Source organism: Streptomyces sp. BV286 (genome assembly GCF_019090165.1).
Classification (GTDB): Bacteria; Actinomycetota; Actinomycetes; order Streptomycetales; family Streptomycetaceae; genus Streptomyces.
On the sequence record NZ_JAHRIB010000028.1, the window covers coordinates 42,042 to 66,110 of the forward strand.

Consider the following 24,069-nt stretch of genomic DNA (forward strand, 5'->3'; position numbering starts at 1 on the left):
CGACCGGACCCGCGCGGCGGGACGTCGCCCGGTCAGGCGGAACCGGGGTCGCTCTGGAGCTCGCCGACGGAGTCCACGTACTTGATGAGCAGCCGGGCGAACTCGAGCCGCTCCTGCTCCGGCCAGTCCCGTGTTATGCGCTCGAACGCCGCCCGCTGGTGGCTGCGGAAACGGACCAGCATCTCGTGGCCCTCGGGGGTGAGCTGGAGGATCGTCCGGCGACCGTCGCGCTGTGAGGCCGCGCGGATCAGGTACCCCGCGGTGATGCAGTCGGAGACCATCCGGCTCGCCACGGAGGGGTCGACGGCGAGCCGTTCCCCCACCACGCCGACGGTGATCTCCTGGCCCTCCTGGTCAGGCCCGTCCTGAACGATGTTGAGGACCAGGGTCCTTGTGATGTCCTTGCGGGACACCTGCTTCTCGACGTTCAGCGCCTGCGTGCGCCGCAGTCGTGAGAAGGCGGGGCCGACAGCGTCGAGCAGATCCGCTGTCCGCGACGGGTGCTGAGTCGAAGTCTCCATGTCCGCATCCTAATCGAGTTGATTACGGCAGACGAGCATCTGTATGCTCTCAATCGACTGCATGACGTAAAGCATATACCTGTCAGCGAACATATAGCTTCGAGGGAGAGGACCCCCATGCCAACCGAGAATCCCGATCACGACTCCGACATCGACGTGCTCATCGTCGGCGGCGGGCCCGTGGGCATGCTGCTCGCCGCGGAACTGCGCATCTCCCGCGTCCAGGCAGTGGTGCTCGAACGCCTGCCCGAGCGCACCCCGCACTCCAAGGCCTTCGGGCTGCACGCCCGCTCCCTGGAGTCGCTCGACCGGCGAGGCCTGCTGAAGCGGTTCCGCGAAGGCGCCCGGTCCTGGAACAACGGCCACTTCGCCGGGCTCGACGAGTGGGTCGACTTCTCCACCCTCGACAGCACGCACGGCTATGCCCTGCTCTCCGAGCAGACCAGGACCGAGAGGCTGCTGGAGGAGCGCGCCGCCGAGTTCGGCGCCGACATCCGCCGGGGTCACGAGGTCACCGCCATACGCCAGGACGCCGACGGTGTCGAGGCCGAGGTGACCGGCCCCGACGGCGCCTACACCCTGCGCGCCCGTTACGCCGTGGGCTGCGACGGCGGGCGCAGCCTGGTCCGCTCGGAGGCCGGCATCGCCTTCCCCGGCACCGGCGGCCGGGTCACCGCCCGCCTCGGCGACGTGCAGCTCGCCGACCGCGAGAACGCGCCCATGGGCATGGAGCGCACCGAGCGCGGCCTGCTGTTCTGTGTGCCGCTGGACGACACGTACCACCGTGTGTCCACGTTCGACTTCGAGGCCGAGCGCGAGCCCGGCACGGAGCTCACCCTGGACGAGCTGACCGCGAGCCTGCGCGAGATCTGGGGCAGCGACCTCGGAGCGCACTCGCCGCGCTGGCTCTCCGTCTTCACCGATTCGGCGTGCCAGGCCGACCGTTACCGCGAGGGCAGGCTGCTGATCGCGGGCGACGCCGCGCACACCCACTTCCCCGTCGGCGGCCAGGGCGTCAACCTCGGTCTGCAGGACGTCTTCAACCTCGGCTGGAAGCTCGCCGCGAGCGTGCACGGCTGGGCTCCCGAAGGTCTGCTCGACAGCTACGACCGCGAGCGCCAGGCGCCGGCCCGCAAGGTGCTGGCCAACACCCGGGCGCAGATCGCGCTGATGAACCCGGACCCGTACGTCACTCCGCTGCGCGAGCTCTTCACCGATCTCATGCGCAAGGAGCAGGTCAACCGCCACCTCGCCGAGATGCTCAGCGGCGTCACCGTCCGCTACGCGATCGACGGCCCCGAGCACCGGCTGCTCGGCGACTTCGCCCGCGACCTGGAACTGAGCACCGAGGACGGCCCGAAGGCCCTCCCCTGGTACCTGAAGCGCGGCACCGGCCTCCTGCTCGACCTGAGCGGTGGCCCGGAGATCGGCCAGGTCCACGAGAAGTGGGCCGCGGGCGTCGCCTGGTCCGGACGCCTCCAGCACGTCCGCGCGCAGTGTGCGCAGGAACCGCAGCTGGCCGGCCTGCTGGTCCGCCCCGACGGCTACGTCGCCTGGGCCGCGGACCGGGACATGCCGGAACAGGAGCTGCGGGAGTCGCTGAACACCGCCGTCTCCACCTGGTTCGGCACCGTCTGACGGCGGATCCGCCGCCCGCACACCCCGCCCCCCACACGCATACGCGTCTCCCACTGTGAGGACGAAGTGAACAGTCCCCCCTGGTCACAGGAACTGCTGAAGATGAGCGATCTGATCACCCCCATGGCGATCAGAGTGGCTGCCACGCTCGGACTCTCGGATCACATGGCGGCCGGAGCGGTCACCGTCGAGGAACTGGCCCACGAGGCGGCCGTGGACCCCGTCGCGCTGGGCCGTCTCCTCGGCCACCTGGTGAACGCCGGCATCTACCGGCCGCTGCCCGACGGGGGATACGGGCCGACGGAGCTCGGCGCCCTGCTGCGCGAGGACGTCCCGGGGTCGGGCCGGGACTGGCTTCGGCTCGACGGTCCGACCGGCCGGGGCGAGACCGCGGTGTTCCGGTTGCTCGACGCCGTGCGTTCCGGCGATCCCGTCTACTCCGCGCTGTACGGCAAGGAGTTCTGGACGGACGTCGAGTCGGACGGCGCGCTCGCGGACTCCTTCGCCCGGCGGATGGCCGCGAGCATGCAGTGGGTGATCCCCGAACTGCTGGCACAGGGCGAGTGGCGGTCGGTACGGCACGTCGTCGACGTGGGCGGCGGCAGCGGCAACCTGCTCGCGGCCGTGGTCGGTGCCACGCCCGGGGCGAAGGGAACACTCCTCGACCTGGCCGGGCCCGCGGCGGCCGCCGAGCGGGACTTCGCGGCCGCCGGCCTCCAGGACCGCTGTCACGCCGTGGTCGGCAGCTTCTTCGATCCGCTGCCCGCCGACGGCGATGTGTATCTGCTGGCGAACGTGCTGCTCAACTGGCCCGACGAGCGGGCGGCCGACATCCTCCGGCGGTGCGCCGAGGCCGTCCCCGCGGGCGGCCGGGTCATGGTCCTCGAGGGACTGCTCGACGTGCAGACGGACCAGACCGACCTGGACCTGCGGATGCTCGTCTATCTGGGCGGGCGGATGCGCACCACGGAGCAGCTGCGCGAGCTGGCGGCCAAGGCCGGACTCTCCCTGCGCCGGGTGGTCAGTCTGGGCCCGGTGCGCTCGCTCGCCGAGTTCGAACCGGCCTGACCCGTACGGAAGGTCACTCCCGGCCCCGCGCGGGCCATCCCGCGAGAACCCGTCCCCCGGGCACTGTCCCGTCCCGGCGTCCGGCAAGCGGCCCTGTGAGGCGCTCCCGACGCACCGCCGCCGCCCATGGGCCGCGGCCCCGGGACGCCGCACGACGTACGACCGGCCCGCCCGTCATCGCCCACCCATCGGCAACTGCTCACCACCGCACGACCCACCCCAGACGCATCACGCAACACACAGAGGAGCACGTCCATGCGCATCGTCCGGCACCACGAGTTCGGCGCCCCTTCGGTACTGCACGTCGAAGAGGCGGACAAGCCGGTCCCCGGCCCCGGTGAGGTGCTGATCCGCACCGAGGCCGTCGGCGTCAACTTCGCCGAGTGCCAGCGCCGGCAGGGCATCCCCGTCGGCGGTCCCGCCACTCTTCCCGGCTCGCCGGGCGGTGACGTGGCGGGCATCGTGGAGCAGGTCGGCGAGGGCGTCGAGCAGGTGAGCGTCGGTGACCGGGTGGTCACCGGTGTCGCCGCCGACGGGTACGCCGAGTACGTGGTCACCCACGCCGACTGGCTGTTCGCCGTCCCCGAGGGGATCGGCGCCGGCCAGGCCACGTCGCTGCCCATCCCCGGCCAGACCGCCTACCACGTGATCACCACCGCCGCGCGGCTGCAGGCCGGTGAATCCGTGCTGATCACCGCCGCGGCGGGTGGCATCGGCCACCTGCTGGTCCAGATGGCCAAGGTGCTCGGGGCGGGCCGGATCATCGCGGCGGCCCGTGGCGCGGACAAGCTCGCCTTCGCCGCCTCGCTCGGCGCGGACGTCACCGTCGACTACAGCGAGGACGGCTGGGAGGAGAAGGTCCGGGCCGCCACTGACGGCCGGGGCGTGGACGTCGTCCTGGAGACCGTGGGCGGAGACGTCCTCACCAAGTGCGTGAACCTGACCGCCCAGTTCGGCCGGACGGTCGTGTACGGCGCGGCGGGCGGCGAGCTGCCGGCCATCGAGGTCAGCGACATCTTCGACAACCGCACGGTCATGGGCTTCAGCATGTGGGGCGTCATGCGCAACCAGCCGGACGTCATGGCCCGCGGTGCGCGGGAGCTGCTGGACATGGTGAGCTCCGGCAAGGTCCGTCCCGTGGTGCACGCCGAGCTGCCGCTGAAGGACGCCGCGGCGGCGCACGAGCTGATGGAGTCGCGCTCCCAGCTCGGCCGCGTGGTCCTCGTGCCCTGAACCCCTTCCGGGTCTTGATTTTCTGCATTGATATGTAGGTTGACAAACACATGCTGTCAAGCATGTAATTGTCTTCGGTAACCCGTACCCCCGTAACCCGGATCCCTGGGCGGAGCCGCGGCGACCAACTGCGGCTCGACAACACCTCCTAGTTGGGAGAACACCATGCGAATCGTCCGCCACTACGAGCACGGAGCCCCCTCGGTGCTGCGTATCGAAGAGGCGGAGAAGCCGCAGCCCGGACCGGGCGAAGTGCTGATCCGCACAGAAGCCGTCGGCGTCACGTTCGCCGAGGTGCAGCGCCGCCAGGGCATCCCGATCGGCGGCCACGCCGCGCTTCCCGGTGCCCCCGGTGGTGACGTCGCCGGAACCGTCGAGGCACTCGGCGAGGGTGTCACCGCCTTCGGGGTCGGCGACCGCATCGTGGTCGACGTCGACCACAGCGCGTACGCCGACCACGTGGTCGCCGACGCCGGCTGGGCCATCGCCATCCCGGACACCATGGACGCCGCCGAGGCCACCCTGCTGCCCAGCCCGGCCCAGACCGCGTACCACGCCATCAAGGAGGCCGGCCGGCTCGAACCCGGTGAGTCGATCCTGATCGACGCCGCCTCGGGGGGAGTGGGCCACCTCGCCGTGCAGATCGCCAAGGCGATGGGCGCGGGCAAGGTGATCGCCACCGCCAGCACCCGGGCCAAGCTGGACTTCGTCCGTGAGCTCGGTGCGGACGTCACCGTCAACTACACGGACGACGACTGGGACGAGCAGGTCAAGGCCGCGACCGACGGCCGGGGCGTGGACGTCGTCCTGGAGACCGTCGGCGGCGACATCCTCACCAAGAGTGTCGCCCTCACCGCCCAGTTCGGCCGGCTGGTCTTCTACGGCTCGGCCAGCGGCGACATCCAGCCCATCCACCCGCTGATGCTCAGCCGGATGAAGACCGTGGCCGGATTCGCCCTGTACGCCATGCTCTACAACAAGCCCGAGGCCATCGCGGCAGGCCAGCGTGATCTGCTCGACATGATCGCCACCGGCAAGGTGCGCCCGATCGTGCACGAGCGCCTCGGACTGGAAGACGCCGTCAAGGCGCACGAACTGATGGAGGCCAGAGCTCAGCTCGGCAAGGTCGTGCTCGTCCCGTGACCGCCGGTTCCCGACCGGCCGCCTCCTGACCCACGTGGCCGGTCACGATCCACCCCCGTTCGTGACCGGCCACCCGCCGTACGGCACGCGTCGCGTGCCGTACGGCGGAACCCGCAGCAATCCCCCTACGGACCCCACACCGCAGACGACGCCGGCCGATCGTGGCCGGCGGGACGGGGATGGCACCCACTTCCGAAGCCCGAAAGGCTAAATCCGTGCCCTCCCGGACAACAGGGGCAGGCGGCCCGCTCACCGCTGCCGGCCCCGCTCCCGAGACCCGTATCAAGCCCGTCATCGCCGCCTGCCTGCTGGCCGTCTTCCTGGCCATGCTGGACTCGCAGATCGTCGCCACCGCCCTGCCCCGTATCGTCGGGGACCTCGGCGGCCTCGACGTCTTCGCCTGGGTGACGACCGCGTACATCATCGCGGCCAGTGTCACCACGCCCGTCTACGGCAAGCTGAGCGACCTTTTCGGCCGGAAGAAGATCTTCCTGACCGCCGTGACGGTGTTCCTCGTCGGCTCCGCCCTGAGCGGAGCCGCCCAGACCATGGAACAGCTCATCCTGTTCCGCACCCTGCAGGGCATCGGGGCCGGCGGTCTCTTCGTCTCCGTGCTCGCCATCATCGGGGAACTGTTCAACCCCCGTGAAGCAGCCAAGTACTTCAACCTCTTCGGCATCGTCTTCGCCCTCGCCGCGCTCTCCGGGCCCGCCGTCGGCGGTGCGCTCACCGACCTGCTGAGCTGGCACTGGGTCTTCCTGATCAACCTGCCCGTGGGCGTCGTGATCCTCGTGCTGGTCTCCACCTGTCTGCATCTGCCCGCCACCAACCGGGCCGCGCACATCGACTACACCGGATTCGCCCTGCTCAGCGCCGCGATCGTCGCGCTCACCCTGGCGGCCGGCTGGGGCGGGGTGAAGTACGACTGGCTGGACCCGCGCATCCTCGGGCTGGCCGCCGCGGCGGTGCTGCTCGCCGTACTGTTCGTGTTCGCCGAGCGCCGGGCCGCCGAACCCGTCATTCCGCTGCACCTCTTCCGCGACTCCACCTTCAGCGTCAGCGTGCTGGTCAGCGTCGCGGCCGGCATCGTCTTCCTCGGAGCGGTCAACTTCCTGGCGCTGTACATCCAGGTGGTGACCGGTGCCAGCCCGACCATGTCCGGCGTGGTGCTGCTGCCCATGATGTTCGGCCTGGTCGCCTCCTCCGTCGTCAGCGGCAGGGCGATCACCCAGACCGGCCGGTACAAGTGGTATCCCGTGCTCAGCATGGTCATCGGCATCGCCGGGGCGCTGCTGCTGTCCACCATGGACACCGGGACGCCCCGAGGCGTGGTCATCGCCTACATGCTGGTCTTCGGCATCGCGGCGGGCCTGAACATGCAGGTCCTCACGATGGCCGCGCAGAACACCGCGCCCCGCGACGACATCGGCGCCGTGCACGCCACCGTGTCCTTCGCGCGGCAGCTCGGCACCACCGTGGGCATCTCGTTGTTCGCCTCGATCTTCTACAACCGGCTCACCGAGGAGATCGCCGACCGGGTGCCCGCGGACGCCCTGAGCGGCATGGACCCCGACGCACTGGCATCGAGCGAGGCGCTGGACAAGCTCGCCGAGCCGGTGCGGCACGCCGTCGAGCAGGCGTACGCCGCCGCGCTCACCCCGGTGTTCCTCACCGCCGTGCCGGTCCTCTGCCTGGGGCTGCTGGCCGCCCTGTCGATGAAGAACCTTCCGCTGCGCTCCTGGGACCATGGGGGCCACGAGGAATCCGGCGAGACCGCCGGCGCCCCGGAGGCCGGTCCGGCCGAGAAGAGCTGACCGGGCCCGCTCCCACCCGAGAGCCGCCCTCCCGCAAGGGAGGGCGGCTCTCGGGTGTGTGGCCTCCGCGCCCCCGGCGTCGCTTCAGCGCCCTTCGAGCCCGAATCGACGTCCCGAGGACATCGTCGGCACTGCACAAGGACGCGTGCACGGCGCGCACGACACGGCACGCACGACACGGCGCGCACCACGCAGGACGCATGCCGAACGACAGGCAGAGGCAGACCAGGAGGCTCGTGTGACAACGACCGAAGACCCGCAGACGGCTCCGGCGGTCGATCCCGGCCCGCTGATCCGGCTGACCATCGCCGACTGCGCCGCCAAGGTGCTGCACAGCGCGGTGACCCTCGGAGTGTTCGGCGCGCTCGCCGAGGGCCGCCCCGCGGACTCGGCCGAGCTGGCCCGGCACACCGGGATGCACCACCAGATGGCCCCGGACTTCCTGGACGCGCTGGTCGGTCTGGGGCTGCTGGAGCGCACGGAGGACCGCTACCGCAACTCCCCGCTGGCCCAGGCCTATCTGGTGCCGGACTCCTCCTCGTACCTCGGTGGCTTCGTCGAGCTCACCAACGAGACGCTGTACGGGACCTGGGGCCGGCTCACCGAGGCGCTGCGCTCCGGTGAGCCCCAGCACCTGGACCCCGACAAGGGCGGCTTCGTCGGCAGCCGGCACACGGACCCCGCCAAGATGAAGCGGTTCCTCGCCGGACTCGACGCGTACAGCGACCGGATGGGCTCGGAACTCGCCCGGCGCGTCGACTGGAGCCGCCACTCCTCGTTCGTCGACCTCGGCGGTGCGCGCGGCAATCTCGCGGCCGTGCTGGTGGGTGCGCATCCGCACCTGGAGGCGACCTGCTTCGACCTGGAGCGGACGCGGCCGCTGTTCACCGAGCACGTCGGGGGTCTGGGCCTGGCCGACCGGATCGCCTTCGCCGGCGGTGACTTCTTCACCGACCCGATCCCGTCGGCCGACGTCGTCGTACTCGGCCACATCCTGCACGGCTTCCACACCGGGCGGCGGCGCGAGCTGATCCGCCGGGTCTTCGAGGCGGTGCGGCCCGGCGGCACGGTGCTCGTCTACGACCGGATGATCGACGACGACCGCAGCGACCCGGAGCGGCTCCTCAGCAGCCTCCACATGAGGCTGGTCAGCCCCGACGGCTCCGAGTACCGGGTGGCGGACTGCCGCTCCTGGCTGCGCGATGCGGGCTTCACCGACGGCACCGCGGAGCCCCTGCTCGGCACTCACACCCTGGTCACCGCCCACAAGGAGGCAGCATGAAGCAGGACCGCGCGGCAGAGCGCCACCGGACGCCCGTGCTCATCGTCGGGGGCGGGCTGACCGGACTGTCCGCGGCCGTCTTCCTCGCCCACCACGGCGTCCGGGTCACCCTGGTCGAACGCCATCCGGACACCTCCACCCACCCCAAGGCCCGCGCCATCAACCCGCGGACGATGGAGCTGTACCGCGCGGTCGGGATGGAGGAGCGGGTACGGGCCGGGCGTTCCCCCATCTCCGGCAACACCGATCTGGTGCACGTCGAGAGCCTCGCGGGCAAGGAGCGCGTGCGGATGCCGAACGCCTCCCCCGAGGACATCGGCCGGATCAGTCCCACCCAGTGGACGCTGATCGACCAGAACCAGCTGGAGCCGATCCTGCGGGAACGCGCCGTCGAGGCCGGTGTCGACGTCCGCTTCCACACGCGCGTCGACGCGGTCGAGGAGTACGGGGGCGGGGTACTGGTGCGCGTCACCGACCTGTCCACCGGCGGCAGTTCGGAGATCGACGCCCAGTACGTGATCGCGGCGGACGGCAGCCGCAGTCCGCTGCGCGAGATGCTGGGCATCGGGGCGCACGGCCGGGGCACCATCACCAACCTCGTCAGCTTCTTCTTCGAGGCCGACCTCACCGAGGCGCTGCGCGGCCGCCGGATCATCGCCGCGTACGTCAACAACCCCGAGGTGCGCGGCACGATCATCCCCATCGACAACGACCGCCGCTGGGTCATCAACGTCTCCTTCTCCCCCGAACAGGGCCAGAGCGCCGAGGACTTCACCGAGGACCGCTGCACCGCCCTGGTGCGGGCCGCGGTCGGGGTGCCCGACCTCGCGCTGAAGATCGAGTCCGTGGACATGCCGGCGTGGGACATCTCCGCGCGCGTGGCGGACACCTTCGCGACCCGGCGGGTGTTCGTCGCCGGTGACGCCGCCCATGTGATGCCCCCCACCGGTGCGTTCGGTGCCAGCACCGGCATCCAGGACGCGTACAACCTGGCCTGGAAGCTGGCCCTGGTGCTGTCGGGCACGGCGGGGCCGGGGCTGCTGGAGAGCTACGACGCCGAGCGCCGCCCGGTGGCCGAGGAGACCGTCCGCCAGGCGATGCTGCGGTTCGCGGTGCGGGAGGGCAAGCAGTACCAGGAGGTCGCCGCCGAACTGCTGGACGAGACGACCATGACCTTCGGCTACTGCTATCGCTCCGGTGCCTTCACCGCGGAGGAGGGCGCCCCCGACGCGATCGTCGAGGACCCCGAGCACCCCGGTGCCCGGCCCGGAGCACGGGCCCCGCACCTGGAACTCGACGGTCCCGAGGGCCCGCTGGCCGTCATCGACCTGTTCGGTGACGGGTTCACCCTGCTCGTCGACGAGGCGGCGGGACCGTGGACCGGGGCGGTGGAACGGGAGGCCGCGCAGCTGGGCGTCGCCCTGAAGGCGGTTCGCATCGGCCGTGGAACCACGGTGTGGGACCCGGACGGATCCTTCCGCAGGCGCTACGGCCTGCTGGCCGGCGGGGCCGTTCTGGTGCGGCCCGACGGATTCGTCGGCTGGCGCACCACCGCGGGCCGCTCCGGCCCGGTCGACCGGGCCGCGGTCACCGCGCTGCGGGCGATCCTGGACCGGACCCAGGGCTGACGCGGCTGAGCGGGGTCCGGCACACCGAGGGGGTGTGCCGGACCCCGCTCACCCGCGGCACGGTCCGCCGTACCCATCTCGGGCTATCCCGCCGCGCCGGACGCGGAAGGCCGCGGTGCTCCTTCTAAGGAGCACCGCGGCCGTGGCGTGTGCGGCGGCGGGCGCTACCTCGCGGCGCGCCGCAGCAGGGTGTCGAGCACCTCCGTCAGCGCCTCGACCGGGTTGTCCCGCGGACCGGTGCTCCGCCAGGCGATGAAGCCGTCGGGGCGGAGCAGTACGGCGCCGCCGCCCTCGACTCCGTACCGGGCGAGGAAGCGTTCGGTGACCTCCGGCGGTTCCTCCGCGCCGACGCGGTGGAAGGAGAGGTCCAGTGCCTTCGCGGCGGCCCGCCACGGGGCGCCCCCGGGTCCGGCGAGCAGCCAGAAGCCGCCGTCCAGCAGGTCGTGCAGCGGCACCTCCTTGCCCTGCCGGACCAGCGGGAGGTGCGGTGCACGGGTGCCGGGCCGTCCGCTGGGGTCCGTCGGGTCCTCGACCACGGCGCCCTCGTCGCTGCCGGCTTCGAGCATTACGGCGTCCGACCGGTAGACATGGCCGAAGAGGACGGTGGTCTCGGGGCGGTGCCGGGCGGCGGCGGCCTCGTCGAGGCCGCTGCGCTGCAGATAGCGGATGACGCCCTGGTCGACGGTGAACTCGGCGACCGGGGCCCGCTCCGGTTCGTAGCTGTCCAGCAGTTCGGGGCCCGCCGACCCGCGCAGCACCAGCGCGAGTTTCCACGCGAGGTTGTGCGCGTCCTGGATGCCCATGTTGCCGCCGAACCCTCCGGTGGGCGGCATGACGTGCGCGCAGTCGCCGGCCAGCAGCACCCGGCCGGAGCGGAAACGGTCGGCCACCCAGGCGGCGATCTCCCAGCTCGTCGCGGACTCCACCTCGACCGGCAGGTCGGGAACTCCCACGGCGGCCCGCACCAGTTCCACGCAGTCCTCCGTCCCGTACACGCGGTGGTCGGAGCCGGGAGGCAGGCTGGGTGCGAGGACCCAGCGGTCGGAGTCCGCGCCGCCGAGCTTGCCGAGTACGCCCTTGACCTGCGGATTGCTGACGAAGCAGAGAAAGAAGGCGCGCCCCGCGACGTACTGGTCGAGGTCGGCGTGGAAGACGATGTTCATCTGTCGGCCGAACACCCCCTGCCCGTGGTGGCCGATGCCGAGCGAGGTACGGACGGGCGCCCGTGAGCCGTCGGCAGCGACCATGTATCGGGCGCGCACGGTCCGCTCGGTGCCGTCGCCCAGGTCGCGCAGTACGGCGGTGACACCCTCAGCGTCCTGGGTGAACTCCGTCATCTCGGTGGCGAACCGCAGGTCGGCGCCGAGCTCCTCGGCCCGGTCCCGGAGCACCGGTTCGAGCCGGTCCTGCCCGATCAGGGTCCAGCCGGTGGTGCCCACGTCGTTCGGGTCGTGGCGGAACGGGCCGTCGAAGCGCCCGAGTTCGGCCCCGGTGAGGGACTCCGCCTGGAGGATGTCGCCGTACTGGGCGTGCGGGTTCTCCCGGGCCCGTACGGCGTCCTCCAGGCCGAGCGCGCGCAGCAGCTCCATGGTGCGCGGACTGGCGGCCTGGGCCCGGGGGTGCGCCGAGATCTCCGCGTGCCGCTCCACCAGCAGGGGCCGGATGCCCTGCCGGGCGAGGAACAGGGCCTGGGCGAGGCCCACCATGCTGCCGCCCACGATGAGTACTTCGGTCGTCTCGTCCGCCATACCGGCTCCTGGGGTTGTGGGAACGCTTTCGGGTTTCGGCGGGCCGATGCAACACCCCGGTCCTCGAACCGGGCTCGGACCGCGGGCGAACGGGGCACGGTGCGGGGCCTTCCGCTCCCAGGTGGATTCGAGTGCCGTCCGAGGTGCCCCTGACAGGTTCGAGCTGTTCCAGGCCCGAAGTGCGGAGTCGGACTCGAAGGAGGGCGGAAGCGGTGGTGGAGGCTTTGAGTGTGCTGGTGCTGACGGGCACCGGCCTGGTCGCGGGGGTGCTCTTCGCGGTCGCGGTGAGTGTGATGCCCGCGCTGATCGCGATGACGCCGGAGAGGTACGTGTCCACGCACATCCTGCTGGGCCGACGCTACGACCGGATCATGCCGTTCATCGTCGCCGGCTCCACGGTCGCCGACGTGGTGCTCGCGGTCCGGGCGTCGGGTGGTCCGCGGACGCTGTTCGCGGTCGCCGCGCTCTGCATGGCCGGGGTGGCCGTGGTGTCCCAGACCAGGAACGTGCCGATCAACCGGACGGTCAAGCGGACCCGGCCCGAGGACCTGGGTCCCGGCTGGCGGGACCCGCGGCCGGCCTGGCGCGACTGGCATCTGGTGCGCACCTGCCTGGCGGTCACCGGCTGCGCGCTGACGGCCGCCGCGGTGGTGGTGTCATGAGCCCCGCCGTCGTCCGTGACCTGCCCGGCGAGAAGGACCGCGCGGCGGCCGACGCCCGGATGCGGGAGATGCTGTCGAGCCCCGACCCCGGACCGGTGGCCGCCCGGATCGCGCTGCTGCACTTCACGGGCCGGCGCAGCGGACACACGTACAGCGTCCCCGCCGGGGTGCACGCCCTCGGTGACGCGCTGGTCGTCGCGACCGGCAGCGGCTGGCGGCACAACTTCGCGGGCGGCGCGGAGGGCGCGCTGACCTGGCGCGGGGAGCGGCGACCGGTGCGTTTCGCGCTGGTCGCGGACGCGGAGCGCACCGCGCGCGGCTATCTGGAGCTGTATCGCAGATACGGGGAGGCGGCACCGCGCCGGCTGGGCATCGCGGTGCACGGTGACGGCACGCCGGGGCTCGGTGAGTTCCAGGAGGCCGTCGCCCGCCAAGGGCTCTCCCTGGTGGAGATCGTCCACCTCCCGGCACCGCACGACGGCCCGGCACCGGACAACGCCCACGCACCGGACACCAGTCACGCACCGGACACCAGTCACGCATCAGACGCAGCGAACGAGAGGACACCACGATGAGCGGAATCGCCGGCTGGGTGGACTTCGAGCGGGACCTGACGCCCGAGGGCCCCACCGTACGGGCGATGGCGGCGGCGCTCGCGCACCGCGGCCCCGACGGTTCGGGCGAGTGGATCGAGGGGCATGCCGCGCTGGCCCACCGGCGGCTCGCGCTGCTCGACGCGGAGAACGGCGCGCAGCCGGCCGTCGTGGAGTCCGAGTCCGGGCGCCCGGTGGCCGTGCTGACCCTGGACGGGGCGGTCACCAACCATGTGGAGCTGCGCCGGGAACTGGCCGCCAAGGGGCACCGGTTCACCGGACACGGCGACGCGGAGGTGGCGCTGCACGCCTACCTGGAGTGGGGTGCCGCGTTCCCGTCCCGGCTGGAGGGGCTGTTCGCCGTTGCCGTGTGGGACGTGCGGCGGCAGGAACTGCTGTTGGTCCGCGACCGGTTGGGGGTGAAGCCGCTGTGCTACTTCCTGACCCCGTCCGGGGTGCTCTTCGGCTCCGAGCCCAAGGCGCTGCTGGCCCATCCGGTGGTGCGGCCGGTCGTCGACGCCGACGGGCTGCGGGAGCTGTTCGCGCACAGCCGCAAGCCGGGCACCGGGGTTTTCAGGGGAGTGTGCGAGGTCCTGCCCGGCCACGCGCTGACCGTGCGCGCGACGGGCACCGGGCACCGGCGCCACTGGTCGCTGCCCGCCCGGCCGCACACCGACAGCCCGGAGACCACCGTCGAGACGGTGCGGACACTGCTCTCCGCGGCGGTGGCCTCGCATCTGCGTGCGGACGTGCCGGTCGGCGCGATGCTCTCGGGAGGGATCGACTCCAGCGCGCTGACCGCGCTCGCGGCACGTGAGACACGGATGGCGGGCAACGGCGGGCTCCGTTCGTTCTCGGTGAACTTCTCCGGATACGCGGAGAACTTCGAGCCGCATCCGACGATGCGTGCCACCCCCGACGCTCCTTACGCGGCCCTCGCGTCGGAACACATCGGCACCGAGCACACCGAGATCCTGCTGGAGACCGCGGCGCTCGCCGACCCGCGGACGCACGCCGCCGCGCTGCACAGCCAGGACGTACCGTCCCCGCTCGGGGACATGGACGTCTCACTGCTGCTGTTCTTCAAGGCGCTGCGCGGCGCGGGCATCACGGCGGTGCTCTCCGGGGAGACGGCCGACGAGGTGTTCAACGGCTACTTCTGGGCGTACGACCCGGGGCACAGCAACTCCACGACCTTCCCGTGGGTCTCCTTCGAGCGCGGGCACGACGCCGCCGCGGGCGGTCTCGGCTGCTCACTGGTGGACCGTACGCTCCGCAAGGAACTGGCCTTCATGGAGTACGCCGACCAGCACTACCGCGACGCGCTCACCGAGGTCCCGCATCTGGCGGGGGAGGGACCCGCCGAGCGCAGGGCTCGTGAGGTCACCTATCTGGCGCTGACCCGCTGGGCCCCGACCCATCTGGACCGGGCCGACCGGATGAGCATGGCGCACGGAGTGCAGCTCCGTCCGCCGTTCTGCGACCGGGCGCTGGTCGAGTACGTCTACAACGTCCCGGCCGAGCTGAAGCGGGTGAACGGCCAGGAGAAGAGCCTGCTGCGGGCCGCCGTCGCGGACCTGCTGCCGGAGCGGGTGCTCAACCGGCCCAAGAGCGCCTATCCGACGGTCCAGGAAGCCGCGTACGGGGAGTTCGTGGGGCAACGCTTCGAGGAGGTGGCGCGGGACCGGGCGGCCCTGGTCGCCCCGCTGCTTGACGCCGAGGCGACCCGTGCGGCGTTGGGCGCGGCGGCGGCGCCCAGTGGCGCCTTCGCCTGGGTGGAGCGGGCGAGCATGGAGATGGTGCTCCAGCTCAACACCTGGCTGACGGACTACCGGGTCGAGCTGCGTCTGTGAGGAGGCCGGCCGCCACCCGGTCCGAGAAATGTGCACCTTGTCATCCATGTGCGTGAAGTAATAGGGTACGCCCAGGTAGGCAGTGGAAATGCGGTATTCGGAGTGGAATTCCATATTCCGCACCGGGCTTCGGGCAGGGGGGCCGGTTTGCTGTTCCCGAATTGCAGTGACCGACCGACCTCTCTGGATTGTTGAACCCGAATACATTTTTGTGGAAGCCGCTTTCTTCGGTAAAGGGCGGGCAATTTTTTCGGCCTGCCCCCGGGATGGATGTTTCACTTAATAGCAAATGATGCAGGAAGGGGAATAACCGACAGGCTTAGTGAAATGCGAGGCCCATCGATGGCCGCCACCCCACCAGGCGGCGCACCCAGGGGGAATGCAGTGATAGAGATCGGTCTGCTGGGCTCAATGCGAGTACGCAGGAACGGGGAGGACGTCACACCTTCCGCACCCAAACTGCGTCAGGTGCTTGCCCTGCTGGTGCTCAATGCCAACTCGCTGGTCAGCGCCGACCAGCTGTGTGAGGAGCTGTGGGAGGATCACCCGCCGCTCAGCGCACTGACCACCTTGCAAACCTACATTTATCAACTTCGCCGTAAACTACTGCTCGCCACCGGACAGAACGGCGCGCACTTCGGCTCCCGACCGCCGCGCGGCTGCCCCGCACTCCTGACCAGAGTGGGCGGCTACGAACTCCGGCTGGACGACAAGCAGTCGGTGGACGCCTACCGGTTCGAGCAGCTCACCGAGCAGGGCATGGCACAGCACCGGTCCGGCGCCGAGGAGGAAGCCGCCCGCACGCTCAAGGAGGCGCTCTCCCTGTGGTACGGCGGGGCCCTCGTCGACGTCACCGCCGGGCGCCGGCTCTCGGCGTGGTCGACACAGCTCGAAGAGCGTCGCAAGAGCGTCCAGGAGCAACGTTTCTCCTTGGAGCTCGAACTCGGCCGTCACCACGCCGTGCTGGACGAGTTGTCCGAGGCCTTCCGTACCCACCCCACCCACGAGGCGTTCGCGGGACAGCTCATGCGGGCCATGCATCGCTGCGGCCGCCGGCCGGACGCCCTCAACACCTTCCGCACCCTGCGCAGCCATCTGGTCGAGGAGCTCGGGCTGGAACCCTCGGCCCAGCTCCAGCGGCTCCACCAGGAGGTGCTCGCGGACCGCGGCCACCTCAAGGGGCTGCCCTCGGTCAAGACCGCACCCGCCGGGCGCCGCTCGGGGCCCGGACCGGCTCAGCTCCCCGCCGAGGTCGGCGACTTCATCGGCCGGGACAGGGAACTGAGCCAGCTGGAGACCTTCCTCGGGGGAGACCGGGCCAGTACCGGCATGCGGGTCGTGGAGGTGCACGGCCCGCCCGGTGTCGGCAAGAGCGCCTTCGCCGTCCGGGCCGCCCACCGACTGCGCCCGTGCTTCCCCGACGGACAGCTCTTCATCGACCTGTCCGCCGTGGGTGAAGGGTCCCAGCAGCTCGCCGACGTGCTGTCGGCCTGCCTCGGCGCCTGCGGCATACCGCGCGAGAAGCAGCCCACCGGGCTCGACGAGCTCAGCCGGCTCTTCCGTACCTGGACCGCGGACCGCAGGGTCCTGGTCGTGGTGGACGACGTGCTCGCCGCCTCACAGCTCCGCGCCGTGCTGCCGGGCGGTTCCGGCTGCGCGGTGATCGCCACCAACCGCTACCGGGCGCACAGCCTCTCCACCGGACGCAAGGTCGGGCTCCCCGCCCTGTCGGCCGAGGAGTCCCTCCAGTTGTACGACCGTGTCGCCGGGGAGAGGTCCCGGCAGCAGGACCCCGCGGCCGTGCAGGAGCTGATGGCCATGTGCGAAGGGCTGCCGCTGGCGGTCAGGGCGGTGGCCGGCCGGCTGACCGCCCGGCCCGGCTGGTCGGCCGCCCGGCTGGCGCTGCGGCTGCGCGGCAACCCGCGGACGCTGCTCGAACTGCCCGCCGGAACCCAGTCGCTGATGACCACGGTGGCCGCGAGCCACCGGCACCTCCCGGGCCCTTCCCAGGAGCTGCTGCGCCTGCTGCTCCAGCGCGGGCGCGCACGCTGGAGTCTCGACGAGGTGACCGCGCGGATGTGCCCGGGTACCGGTGACGCAGAGACGCTCCTCGAATACCTCGTCGACGTCCATCTCGTGGAGGAACACATGGCACCGGGCGCCGAACCGCTGTACTCCGTGCCCCGGCTCACCCGGCAGGCGCTGATCCTTCTGCAACGGGACGTGTCCGCCGGGGACGTACCGACCGGACGGACTGCCAACGTCGTCAGCCGCGGCGGGGCCAGTGTCACCCTGATGAAGGCCGGAGGCCCCCGCTGACCGGGCCCGTCCCGCGCACCACGCCGTAACGCGCCCGCGGTCCCACCCGCGATCCACGACGCTCAGTGCCCCATGTCCACGACGGTCCGTCGCACCCACGGTGCGGCGGACCGTCGTGCTGTGTCCGGCCCGTCACCGGGTCCGGGCAGCGGCGTCAGCGGTTCTCCAGGAGCCTTCGAGAGCGCTTCGACCCCCGCCGACCAGGGTGAACACAGAACCGACAAGCCGGGAGGACATCGTGCACCGAACGCTGATCGTGGCGAGGATGGACCTCGCCGACGCCGAGGGCGTCGCGCAGGTCTTCGCCGATTCGGACAGCACCGAACTACCGCATCTGGTGGGGGTGTCGCGGCGGACGCTCTTCGCGTTCCACAACCTGTACTTCCACCTGGTGGAGGCCGAACAGGACATCGCGCCGAACCTTTACAAGGCACGCAGCCACCCGCTCTACGAAGACATCAACACTCGACTCGGCCAGTTCATCTCCCCCTACGACCCCAACTGGCGGGAGCCCAAGGACGCGATGGCGGTGCCCTTCTACTCCTGGACCCCCCAGCAGGGGCCGCAGGCCGGCGCCCCGCGGTCGGCGAACCTCGGCGGTGCCCGATGAGCGCCCCCGCCACGACCAGGGTCTCCGTGGACGCCGTGGCCGCCAACACCAAGCGCGGCGGCGACATCCGCGTCACCCTCAGCCCCAAGACCGTCGGCTGCACCTCGGGCTTCGGCGGAGTGCTGCGGCTGGCCCCGGGTCACCACGTCACCGAGCACCTCCACCCGTACTCCGAGGAGTTCCTGCACGTGGTCCAGGGCCGGCTGGAGATGAGCCTGGACGGCGGGGCCCCGGTCGAACTCGGCCCCGGTGACTCACTGCTGGTGCCCATCGGCGTACGTCACCGGCTGGTGAACACGGGTTCCGTACCGGCCGAAGCGGTCTTCCACCTCTCACCGCTCGCTCCTCGCCCCGAACTCGGCCACATCGACACCGAGCAGCCGCTCGACGAGGGCGCGGGCAACCCCGATGTCGGAGCGGCCCGATGACGCCGCCGCACCGGCGCGCGGTGATCACCGGAGTGGGAACCGTCGCGCCGGGCGGACCCGGTCGGGAGGCCTACTGGGACCTGCTCACCGCCGGCCGCACCGCGACTCGCCGCATCAGCCTGTTCGACGCGACGGGATTCCGCTCCCAGGTCGCCGCCGAGTGCGACTTCGACCCGCTCGCGGCCGGACTCGGCCCGCAGGAGGCGCGCCGGATGGACCGGGCCGGCCAGTTCGCCGTCGTCGCCGCCCGCGAGGCCGTCGCGGACAGCGGCATCGAACTGCCGGGCGCCGACCCGGAAAGGATCGCCGTGAGCATCGGCAGTGCCGTCGGCTGCACCATGGGCCTCGAAGAGGAGTACGCCGTGCTCTCCGACGGCGGCCGGAACTGGCTGGTCGACCACAGCTACGGCGTCCCCCACCTGTACGGCCACATGGTGCCCAGCACCCTCGCCGTCGAGGTGGCCCGGCAGGCCGGGGCCGAAGGGCCGGTGACCCTGATCTCCACCGGCTGCACCTCGGGCCTGGACGCCATCGGGTACGGCGTCCAGCTCATCGAGGAGGGCACCGCCGACGTCGTACTGGCGGGTGCTACCGACGCTCCGCTGTCGCCGATCACCTCCGCCTGCTTCGACGCCATCAAGGCCACCACCGCCAACAACGACGACCCCGAGCACGCCTCCCGGCCCTTCGACGGACGGCGGGACGGCTTCGTGCTGGGCGAGGGCTCCGCCGTCATGGTGATCGAGGAGCTGGAGTCCGCCAGGCGCCGCGGCGCCACCGTGTACGCCGAGATCCTCGGCTTCGCCGGCCGCAGCAATGCCTTCCACATGACCGGCCTCAAACCCGACGGCCGGGAGATGGCCGAGGCCATCCGGGTCGCCCTGGACCGGGCGCGGCTGGACCCGGGCGACATCGACTACATCAACGCGCACGGCTCGGGCACCAAGCAGAACGACCGGCACGAGACCGCCGCGTTCAAGCGCAGCCTCGGTGCGCGCGCCCACGAAGTGCCGATCAGCTCCATCAAGTCGATGATCGGGCACTCCCTGGGCGCCATCGGCTCACTGGAGGTCGCCGCCTGCGCTCTCGCCCTGCGTCACCAGGTCGTCCCGCCGACCGCCAACCTGTCCACACCCGACCCCGAGTGCGACCTCGACTACGTACCGGTGACGGCGCGGGAACACCGCATGGACCGGGTGCTCAGCGTGGGCAGTGGCTTCGGCGGCTTCCAGACGGCGATGGTGCTGGGCCGGCCCACGGCCTCGCGGAAGGAGGCCGCATGAGTGCCTCCGGCCTTCGCCCCGGCCGCCGCGGCCGGTCCGTGGTCACCGGCCTCGGAGTGGTCGCGCCGACCGGTCTCGGCGCGGCCCGGCACTGGGAGTCGGTGCTCGCGGGCAAGAGCGGCCTCGGCCGGATCACCAGGTTCGACCCGACCGGCTACCCCGTCCGGGTCGCCGGCGAGGTCCCCGGCTTCCGGGCCGGTGAACAGGTACCTGGGCGGCTCGTTCCGCAGACCGACCGGTTCACGCACTTCGCCCTGGCCGCCGCCGCGGACGCCCTGGCGGACGCGGCCGCCGATCCGGCGACCATGCCGGAGTACGAGATGGCGGTGGTGACGGCCAGTTCCTCCGGCGGCACCGAGTTCGGCCAGCACGAGATGGAGAGGCTCTACCAGCAGGGCTCCTCCTGGGTCGGCGCCTACCAGTCCATCGCCTGGTTCTACGCGGCCACCACCGGCCAGGTCTCCATCCGGCACGGCATGCGCGGCCCCTGCGGAGTCGTCTGCGGCGAACAGGCCGGCGGCCTGGACGCCCTCGGCCAGTCCCGCCGGCTGCTGGACACCGGTTCCCGGCTCGTCCTCAGCGGCGGCACCGACGCCTCTCTCTGCCCGTACGGCCTGGTGGCGCAGCTGTCCACCGGCAACCTCTCCACCGAGGACGACCCAGCCCGCGCCTATCTGCCCTTCGACGCGGCGGCTTCCGGGTTCGTCCCGGGCGAGGGCGGCGCCATCCTCGTGGTGGAGGGCGCGGAGGCGGCACGGGCACGCGGAGTCCCGGCGTACGGCGAACTCCTCGGCTACGCGGCCGGCTTCGACCCCACGGCGGACCGTTCGGCCGGGCGCCACTCGGTGCTGGTGTCCGTCATCCGGCGTGCGCTCGCCGACGCCGGACTCACCCCGGACGCCGTCGACATGGTCTTCGCCGACGCGTCCGGCGTACCCACCGAGGACCTCGCCGAGGCACGTGCCATCGCCGAGGTCTTCGGGCCCGGCGGAGTGCCGGTGACCGCCCCGAAGACGCTCACCGGACGGCTCTACGCGGGCGGCGCCGCGCTGGACGTGGCGACCGCGCTCCTCGCGCTGAGCGCCGGTGTCGTACCGCACACCGCGGGACTGGGCCGGCCGGCACCCGGCTGTGAGATCGACCTCGTACTCGACCGTCCGCGGCAGACCGATCCGCGCACCGCCCTGGTGCTGGCCCGCGGGCACGGCGGGTTCACCTCCGCGCTGGTGGTCGGCGCCGGTGACCGCGACGCCCCCAACAAGTGACCGACCGACGACGTACGAAAGGCGGGCCCATGCCGGAGTTCACCCTCGACGACCTGAAACGGATTCTGCGCGCGAGCGGCGGAGTCGACGAACAGACCGATCTGGACGGCGAGGACTTCGCCGACACCGCGTTCTCCGACCTCGGATACGACTCCCTCGCCCTGCTGGAACTCACCAACCGCGTCGAGCGCGAGTACCGCATCCAGATCCCCGACGGCGACCTGGAACACACCCAGACACCGCGCGAGGCCCTGACCTACGTGCTCGCCCGGCTCACGGAGGCCCACGTCTGATGGCAGGACACACCGACAACGCGATCGTCATCGAGGCACCGATGGACCTGGTGTGGTCGATGACCAACGACGTGGCCTCCTGGCCGCGGCTGTTCACCGAGTACGCCTCCGCCGAGATCCTCGGCCAGGACGGCGACACCGTCACCTTCCGGCTCGCCCTGTATCCCGACGAGAACGGCACGGTCTGGAGCTGGGTCTCCGAGCGCACCCCCGACCCCGCGACCCGCACCGTCGTCGCCCGCCGGGTCGAGACCGGCCCCTTCGCCCACATGAACATCCGCTGGGAGTACGAGGAAGTGCCCACCGGTGTACGGATGCGGTGGATCCAGGACTTCGAGATGAAGCCCGGGGCTCCGATCGACGACGCCGGGATGACCGCCCGGCTCAACCGCAACACCGCCGTCCAGATGCGGCTGATCAAGGCCAAGGTCGAGACCGCGGCCCGGGCGGGCCGCCAACTGGAGGGCAAGCGGGTCCTGGTGACCGGCGGCACCCGAGGCATCGGACGGGGCATCGTGCTCGCCGCGGCCCGCGCCGGCGCGGACGTCTTCACCTGCTACCGCACCCCCGGCGAGGCCGTCGCCACCCTGCAGCAGGAGCTCGCCCGCACCCCGGGCAAGCATCACGTGCTGCGGGCCGACGCCGCGGACGAGGCGGACGTGGACCGGCTGATCACCGAGTGCGAGGCGAGCCTCGGCGGGCTGGACGCCGTCGTCAACAACGCCGGCACCTTCCGGCCCCAGCCGTACGCCGAACTGGGATCCGACGAGTGGGCCGCCACCGTCCAGGGCAACCTGAACGCCACCCACCTGGTCACCCGGCGCGCCCTGCCCCTGCTCGGCCAGGGCTCCTCCGTCATCAACATCGGCTCCACGGTCGCCTTCATCGGCATGGCCGGCGGTGTCCACTACACCGCCGTGAAGTCGGCGCTGGTCGGCATGACCCGCTCTCTGGCCCGTGAACTCGGCCCGCGCGGCATCCGCGTCAACACGGTCTCGCCCGGCCGTGTCGCCACCGAAGCGCTCGACGAGCTCCCCGCCGAGGAGGCCGAGCGGCAGCGGGCCACCTTCGCCTCCTTCACCGCGCTCGGCCGGCTCGGGACCGTCGACGACATCGCCCAGGCCGTGCTGTTCCTCGTCAGCGATCACGCCACCTACGTCACCGGCCAGAACATCCACGTCGACGGCTGCGTCTGAGCCGCGTCCCAGCCACGGAGGTATTTCCAGTGGAACTCGCACTGCACGGCAGGAAACTGCTCATCACCGGCGGCACCCGGGGCATCGGGCGGGGCGTCGTCCTCGCCGCGGCCGAGGCCGGCGCCGACGTCCTCACCTGCTACCGGCAGGAGAGCGAGGCCGTCGACAGCCTGACCGCCGCCCTCAAGGAGACCGCGGGCGACCACCACGTCCTGCGCGCGGACGTCGGCGACATCGCCGAGGTCGACCGGCTCGTCGGCGAGGCCAAGGACCGCTTCGGACGGCTCGACGGCATCGTCAACAACGCGGGGGTGATCAGTCACATCCCCTTCGCCGACCTGCCCGCCGACGAGTGGTCCAGGATCCTCGACACCAACCTCACGTCCGCCTACCGCGTCATCCAGCAGTCGCTGCCGCTGCTCGGCGCCGGCTCCTCGGTGGTCAACATCGGTTCGCGTGGTGCCGCGGCGGGCATTCCGCTGCGCGCCCACTACACCGCGGCCAAGGCCGCCATGATCGGGCTGACCCGCTCGCTCGCCAAGGAACTCGGTCCGCGGGGCGTACGGGTCAACGTCGTCGCACCCGGCGTGATCGAGACCGAGGCCTTCGCCACCATGCCCGCGGACCGCGCCGACGGCCTGCGCGCCACGTACTCCCGCAAGACCGCGCTCGCCCGGCTGGGCACCGTCGGAGAACTGGCCGGCCCGGTGCTGTTCCTGCTCAGCGACGCCTCCGCGTACATCACCGGCGAGACGCTCAACGTCGACGGGGGGATCTGACATGCCCGAGCTGTCGGACCAGGTGTTCCGGGTCATGCTGCGCATGCAGATCAAGCCGGGCGTGGAGGGCGAGTTCGAGAAGGTGTGGCAGGAGGTCGGCGCCTCGGTCACCGACCACCCCGCCAACCTCGGCCAGTGGCTGTCCCGCAGCGTCGAGGAGAGCGGCGTCTACTACATCGTCAGCGACTGGGTGGACGAGCCGCGGTTCCGCGAGTTCGAGACCAGCGACCGGCATCTGGAGCACCGGCAGAAGCTGCACCCCTACCGCAGCGGCGGCTCCATGACGACCATGCACGTCGTCGCCGCCCTGACGGGCGCCGCCGGCGGTCCATCGTGACCTCCGGCGCGGTCGAGGTGGTGCTCTACCACCTGTGTGACGACCCGGACCGGGTACTGAGCGCCTACCACGAGGCCAGCCGCCGTATGGCGGGCACACCCGGACTGCTCGGCAACAAACTGCTGCACGCCCTCGCCGACCCGCACGCCCATGTCGTGGTGAGCCGCTGGTCCGACTGGGAGGCGTTCACCGCCTGGGAGAGCGGCGGCGCCCACAAGGAGCAGACCGCCCCGCTGCGGCCGTTCCGCGACACCGGCCGGGACCGGCCCTTCGAGATCTACGAGGAGCTCGCCCGCTACCCGGCGGACCGGACCGCCGGCCTCACCGAAACCACCCGCGCACCCGGCGCGGCCGACATCACGGAAGGAGTCTGAGC

At 71.5% G+C, this 24,069-nt stretch carries 21 protein-coding genes and 2 pseudogenes; 21 read left to right on the forward strand and 2 right to left on the reverse strand.

Annotated features, from left to right (window positions below):
• Positions 1-32: 32 nt before the first annotated feature.
• The gene (locus KUF83_RS03895) at positions 33-521 is read right to left on the reverse strand and encodes a MarR family winged helix-turn-helix transcriptional regulator (protein WP_217453102.1); all 489 of its coding nucleotides are present in this window, start codon (positions 519-521) and stop codon (positions 33-35) included.
• A 117-nt stretch (positions 522-638) separates the two neighbouring features.
• Between KUF83_RS03895 and KUF83_RS03900 the strand changes: the two genes are divergently transcribed.
• The 7 genes from KUF83_RS03900 to KUF83_RS03930 all read left to right on the forward strand — a co-directional run bounded on the left by KUF83_RS03900 (position 639) and on the right by KUF83_RS03930 (position 10,327).
• Entirely contained in the window at positions 639-2,159 is a 1,521-nt protein-coding gene (locus tag KUF83_RS03900; RefSeq protein ID WP_217453103.1) for an FAD-dependent monooxygenase, read from the forward strand.
• 102 nt (positions 2,160-2,261) lie between these two features.
• A complete protein-coding gene (locus KUF83_RS03905; protein ID WP_217453104.1) occupies positions 2,262-3,227 on the forward strand; it encodes a methyltransferase in 966 nt (321 codons plus the stop codon).
• A 255-nt stretch (positions 3,228-3,482) separates the two neighbouring features.
• The gene (locus tag KUF83_RS03910; protein WP_217453105.1) at positions 3,483-4,460 is read left to right on the forward strand and encodes a zinc-binding dehydrogenase; all 978 of its coding nucleotides are present in this window, start codon (positions 3,483-3,485) and stop codon (positions 4,458-4,460) included.
• Positions 4,461-4,625: 165 nt separating this feature from the next.
• Positions 4,626-5,603, forward strand: coding sequence for an NADPH:quinone oxidoreductase family protein (locus tag KUF83_RS03915; RefSeq protein ID WP_217453106.1), 978 nt, complete (start codon positions 4,626-4,628; stop codon positions 5,601-5,603).
• A 215-nt stretch (positions 5,604-5,818) separates the two neighbouring features.
• A complete protein-coding gene (locus KUF83_RS03920) occupies positions 5,819-7,417 on the forward strand; it encodes an MDR family MFS transporter (protein WP_217453107.1) in 1,599 nt (532 codons plus the stop codon).
• 238 nt (positions 7,418-7,655) lie between these two features.
• Positions 7,656-8,699 (forward strand): methyltransferase, encoded by a 1,044-nt coding sequence (locus KUF83_RS03925; protein ID WP_217453108.1) that lies wholly within the window; start codon positions 7,656-7,658, stop codon positions 8,697-8,699.
• Positions 8,696-10,327 (forward strand): FAD-dependent oxidoreductase, encoded by a 1,632-nt coding sequence (locus KUF83_RS03930; RefSeq protein WP_217453109.1) that lies wholly within the window; start codon positions 8,696-8,698, stop codon positions 10,325-10,327. The genes KUF83_RS03925 and KUF83_RS03930 overlap by 4 nt, the downstream gene beginning before the upstream one ends.
• Before the next feature lie 164 nt (positions 10,328-10,491).
• Here KUF83_RS03930 and KUF83_RS03935 read toward each other — a convergent pair whose 3' ends face one another.
• Complete coding sequence (locus KUF83_RS03935) at positions 10,492-12,075, reverse strand: FAD-dependent monooxygenase (RefSeq protein ID WP_217453110.1); 1,584 nt, start codon at positions 12,073-12,075, stop codon at positions 10,492-10,494.
• Positions 12,076-12,287: 212 nt separating this feature from the next.
• On the opposite strand from KUF83_RS03935, the gene KUF83_RS03940 reads away from it, so the two are divergent.
• From KUF83_RS03940 to KUF83_RS04000, 14 genes and pseudogenes are all read left to right on the forward strand, one after another.
• Complete coding sequence (locus tag KUF83_RS03940) at positions 12,288-12,737, forward strand: DUF1772 domain-containing protein (RefSeq protein ID WP_217453111.1); 450 nt, start codon at positions 12,288-12,290, stop codon at positions 12,735-12,737.
• Positions 12,734-13,312 (forward strand): hypothetical protein, encoded by a 579-nt coding sequence (locus KUF83_RS03945; RefSeq protein WP_217453112.1) that lies wholly within the window; start codon positions 12,734-12,736, stop codon positions 13,310-13,312. Before KUF83_RS03940 ends, KUF83_RS03945 begins: the two co-directional genes overlap by 4 nt.
• Positions 13,309-15,183 carry an asparagine synthase (glutamine-hydrolyzing) gene (gene asnB, locus KUF83_RS03950; RefSeq protein ID WP_217453113.1) on the forward strand — a complete coding sequence of 625 codons (1,875 nt, stop codon included), beginning with the start codon at positions 13,309-13,311 and terminating at the stop codon, positions 15,181-15,183. Before KUF83_RS03945 ends, asnB begins: the two co-directional genes overlap by 4 nt.
• Positions 15,184-15,594: 411 nt before the next feature.
• Positions 15,595-17,502 carry a BTAD domain-containing putative transcriptional regulator gene (locus tag KUF83_RS03955; RefSeq protein ID WP_217453114.1) on the forward strand — a complete coding sequence of 636 codons (1,908 nt, stop codon included), beginning with the start codon at positions 15,595-15,597 and terminating at the stop codon, positions 17,500-17,502.
• Positions 17,503-17,740: 238 nt separating this feature from the next.
• Positions 17,741-18,112: a TcmI family type II polyketide cyclase gene (locus KUF83_RS03960; RefSeq protein ID WP_308402903.1), complete on the forward strand. Its 372-nt coding sequence runs from the start codon at positions 17,741-17,743 to the stop codon at positions 18,110-18,112.
• Positions 18,109-18,540 carry a cupin domain-containing protein gene (locus KUF83_RS03965; protein ID WP_217453115.1) on the forward strand — a complete coding sequence of 144 codons (432 nt, stop codon included), beginning with the start codon at positions 18,109-18,111 and terminating at the stop codon, positions 18,538-18,540. The genes KUF83_RS03960 and KUF83_RS03965 overlap by 4 nt, the downstream gene beginning before the upstream one ends.
• Positions 18,537-19,823: a beta-ketoacyl synthase gene (locus tag KUF83_RS03970; protein WP_217453116.1), complete on the forward strand. Its 1,287-nt coding sequence runs from the start codon at positions 18,537-18,539 to the stop codon at positions 19,821-19,823. The genes KUF83_RS03965 and KUF83_RS03970 overlap by 4 nt, the downstream gene beginning before the upstream one ends.
• Positions 19,820-21,088: a ketosynthase chain-length factor gene (locus KUF83_RS03975; protein ID WP_217453117.1), complete on the forward strand. Its 1,269-nt coding sequence runs from the start codon at positions 19,820-19,822 to the stop codon at positions 21,086-21,088. The genes KUF83_RS03970 and KUF83_RS03975 overlap by 4 nt, the downstream gene beginning before the upstream one ends.
• A 29-nt stretch (positions 21,089-21,117) precedes the next feature.
• Complete coding sequence (locus tag KUF83_RS03980; RefSeq protein ID WP_217453118.1) at positions 21,118-21,381, forward strand: acyl carrier protein; 264 nt, start codon at positions 21,118-21,120, stop codon at positions 21,379-21,381.
• Positions 21,381-21,830: pseudogene (locus KUF83_RS41780) on the forward strand (SRPBCC family protein); the annotation flags it as partial. The gene KUF83_RS03980 and the pseudogene KUF83_RS41780, both read left to right, overlap by 1 nt.
• Before the next feature lie 30 nt (positions 21,831-21,860).
• Positions 21,861-22,577 (forward strand): annotated as a pseudogene (locus KUF83_RS03985) (SDR family NAD(P)-dependent oxidoreductase); the annotation flags it as partial.
• A 29-nt stretch (positions 22,578-22,606) separates the two neighbouring features.
• Positions 22,607-23,356, forward strand: coding sequence for an SDR family NAD(P)-dependent oxidoreductase (locus KUF83_RS03990; protein ID WP_217453119.1), 750 nt, complete (start codon positions 22,607-22,609; stop codon positions 23,354-23,356).
• 1 nt (position 23,357) lies between these two features.
• Entirely contained in the window at positions 23,358-23,693 is a 336-nt protein-coding gene (locus tag KUF83_RS03995; protein ID WP_217453120.1) for an antibiotic biosynthesis monooxygenase, read from the forward strand.
• Positions 23,690-24,067, forward strand: a complete 378-nt coding sequence (locus KUF83_RS04000; RefSeq protein ID WP_308402904.1) for an antibiotic biosynthesis monooxygenase — start codon at positions 23,690-23,692, stop codon at positions 24,065-24,067. The genes KUF83_RS03995 and KUF83_RS04000 overlap by 4 nt, the downstream gene beginning before the upstream one ends.
• The last annotated feature ends 2 nt before the right edge of the window (positions 24,068-24,069 follow it).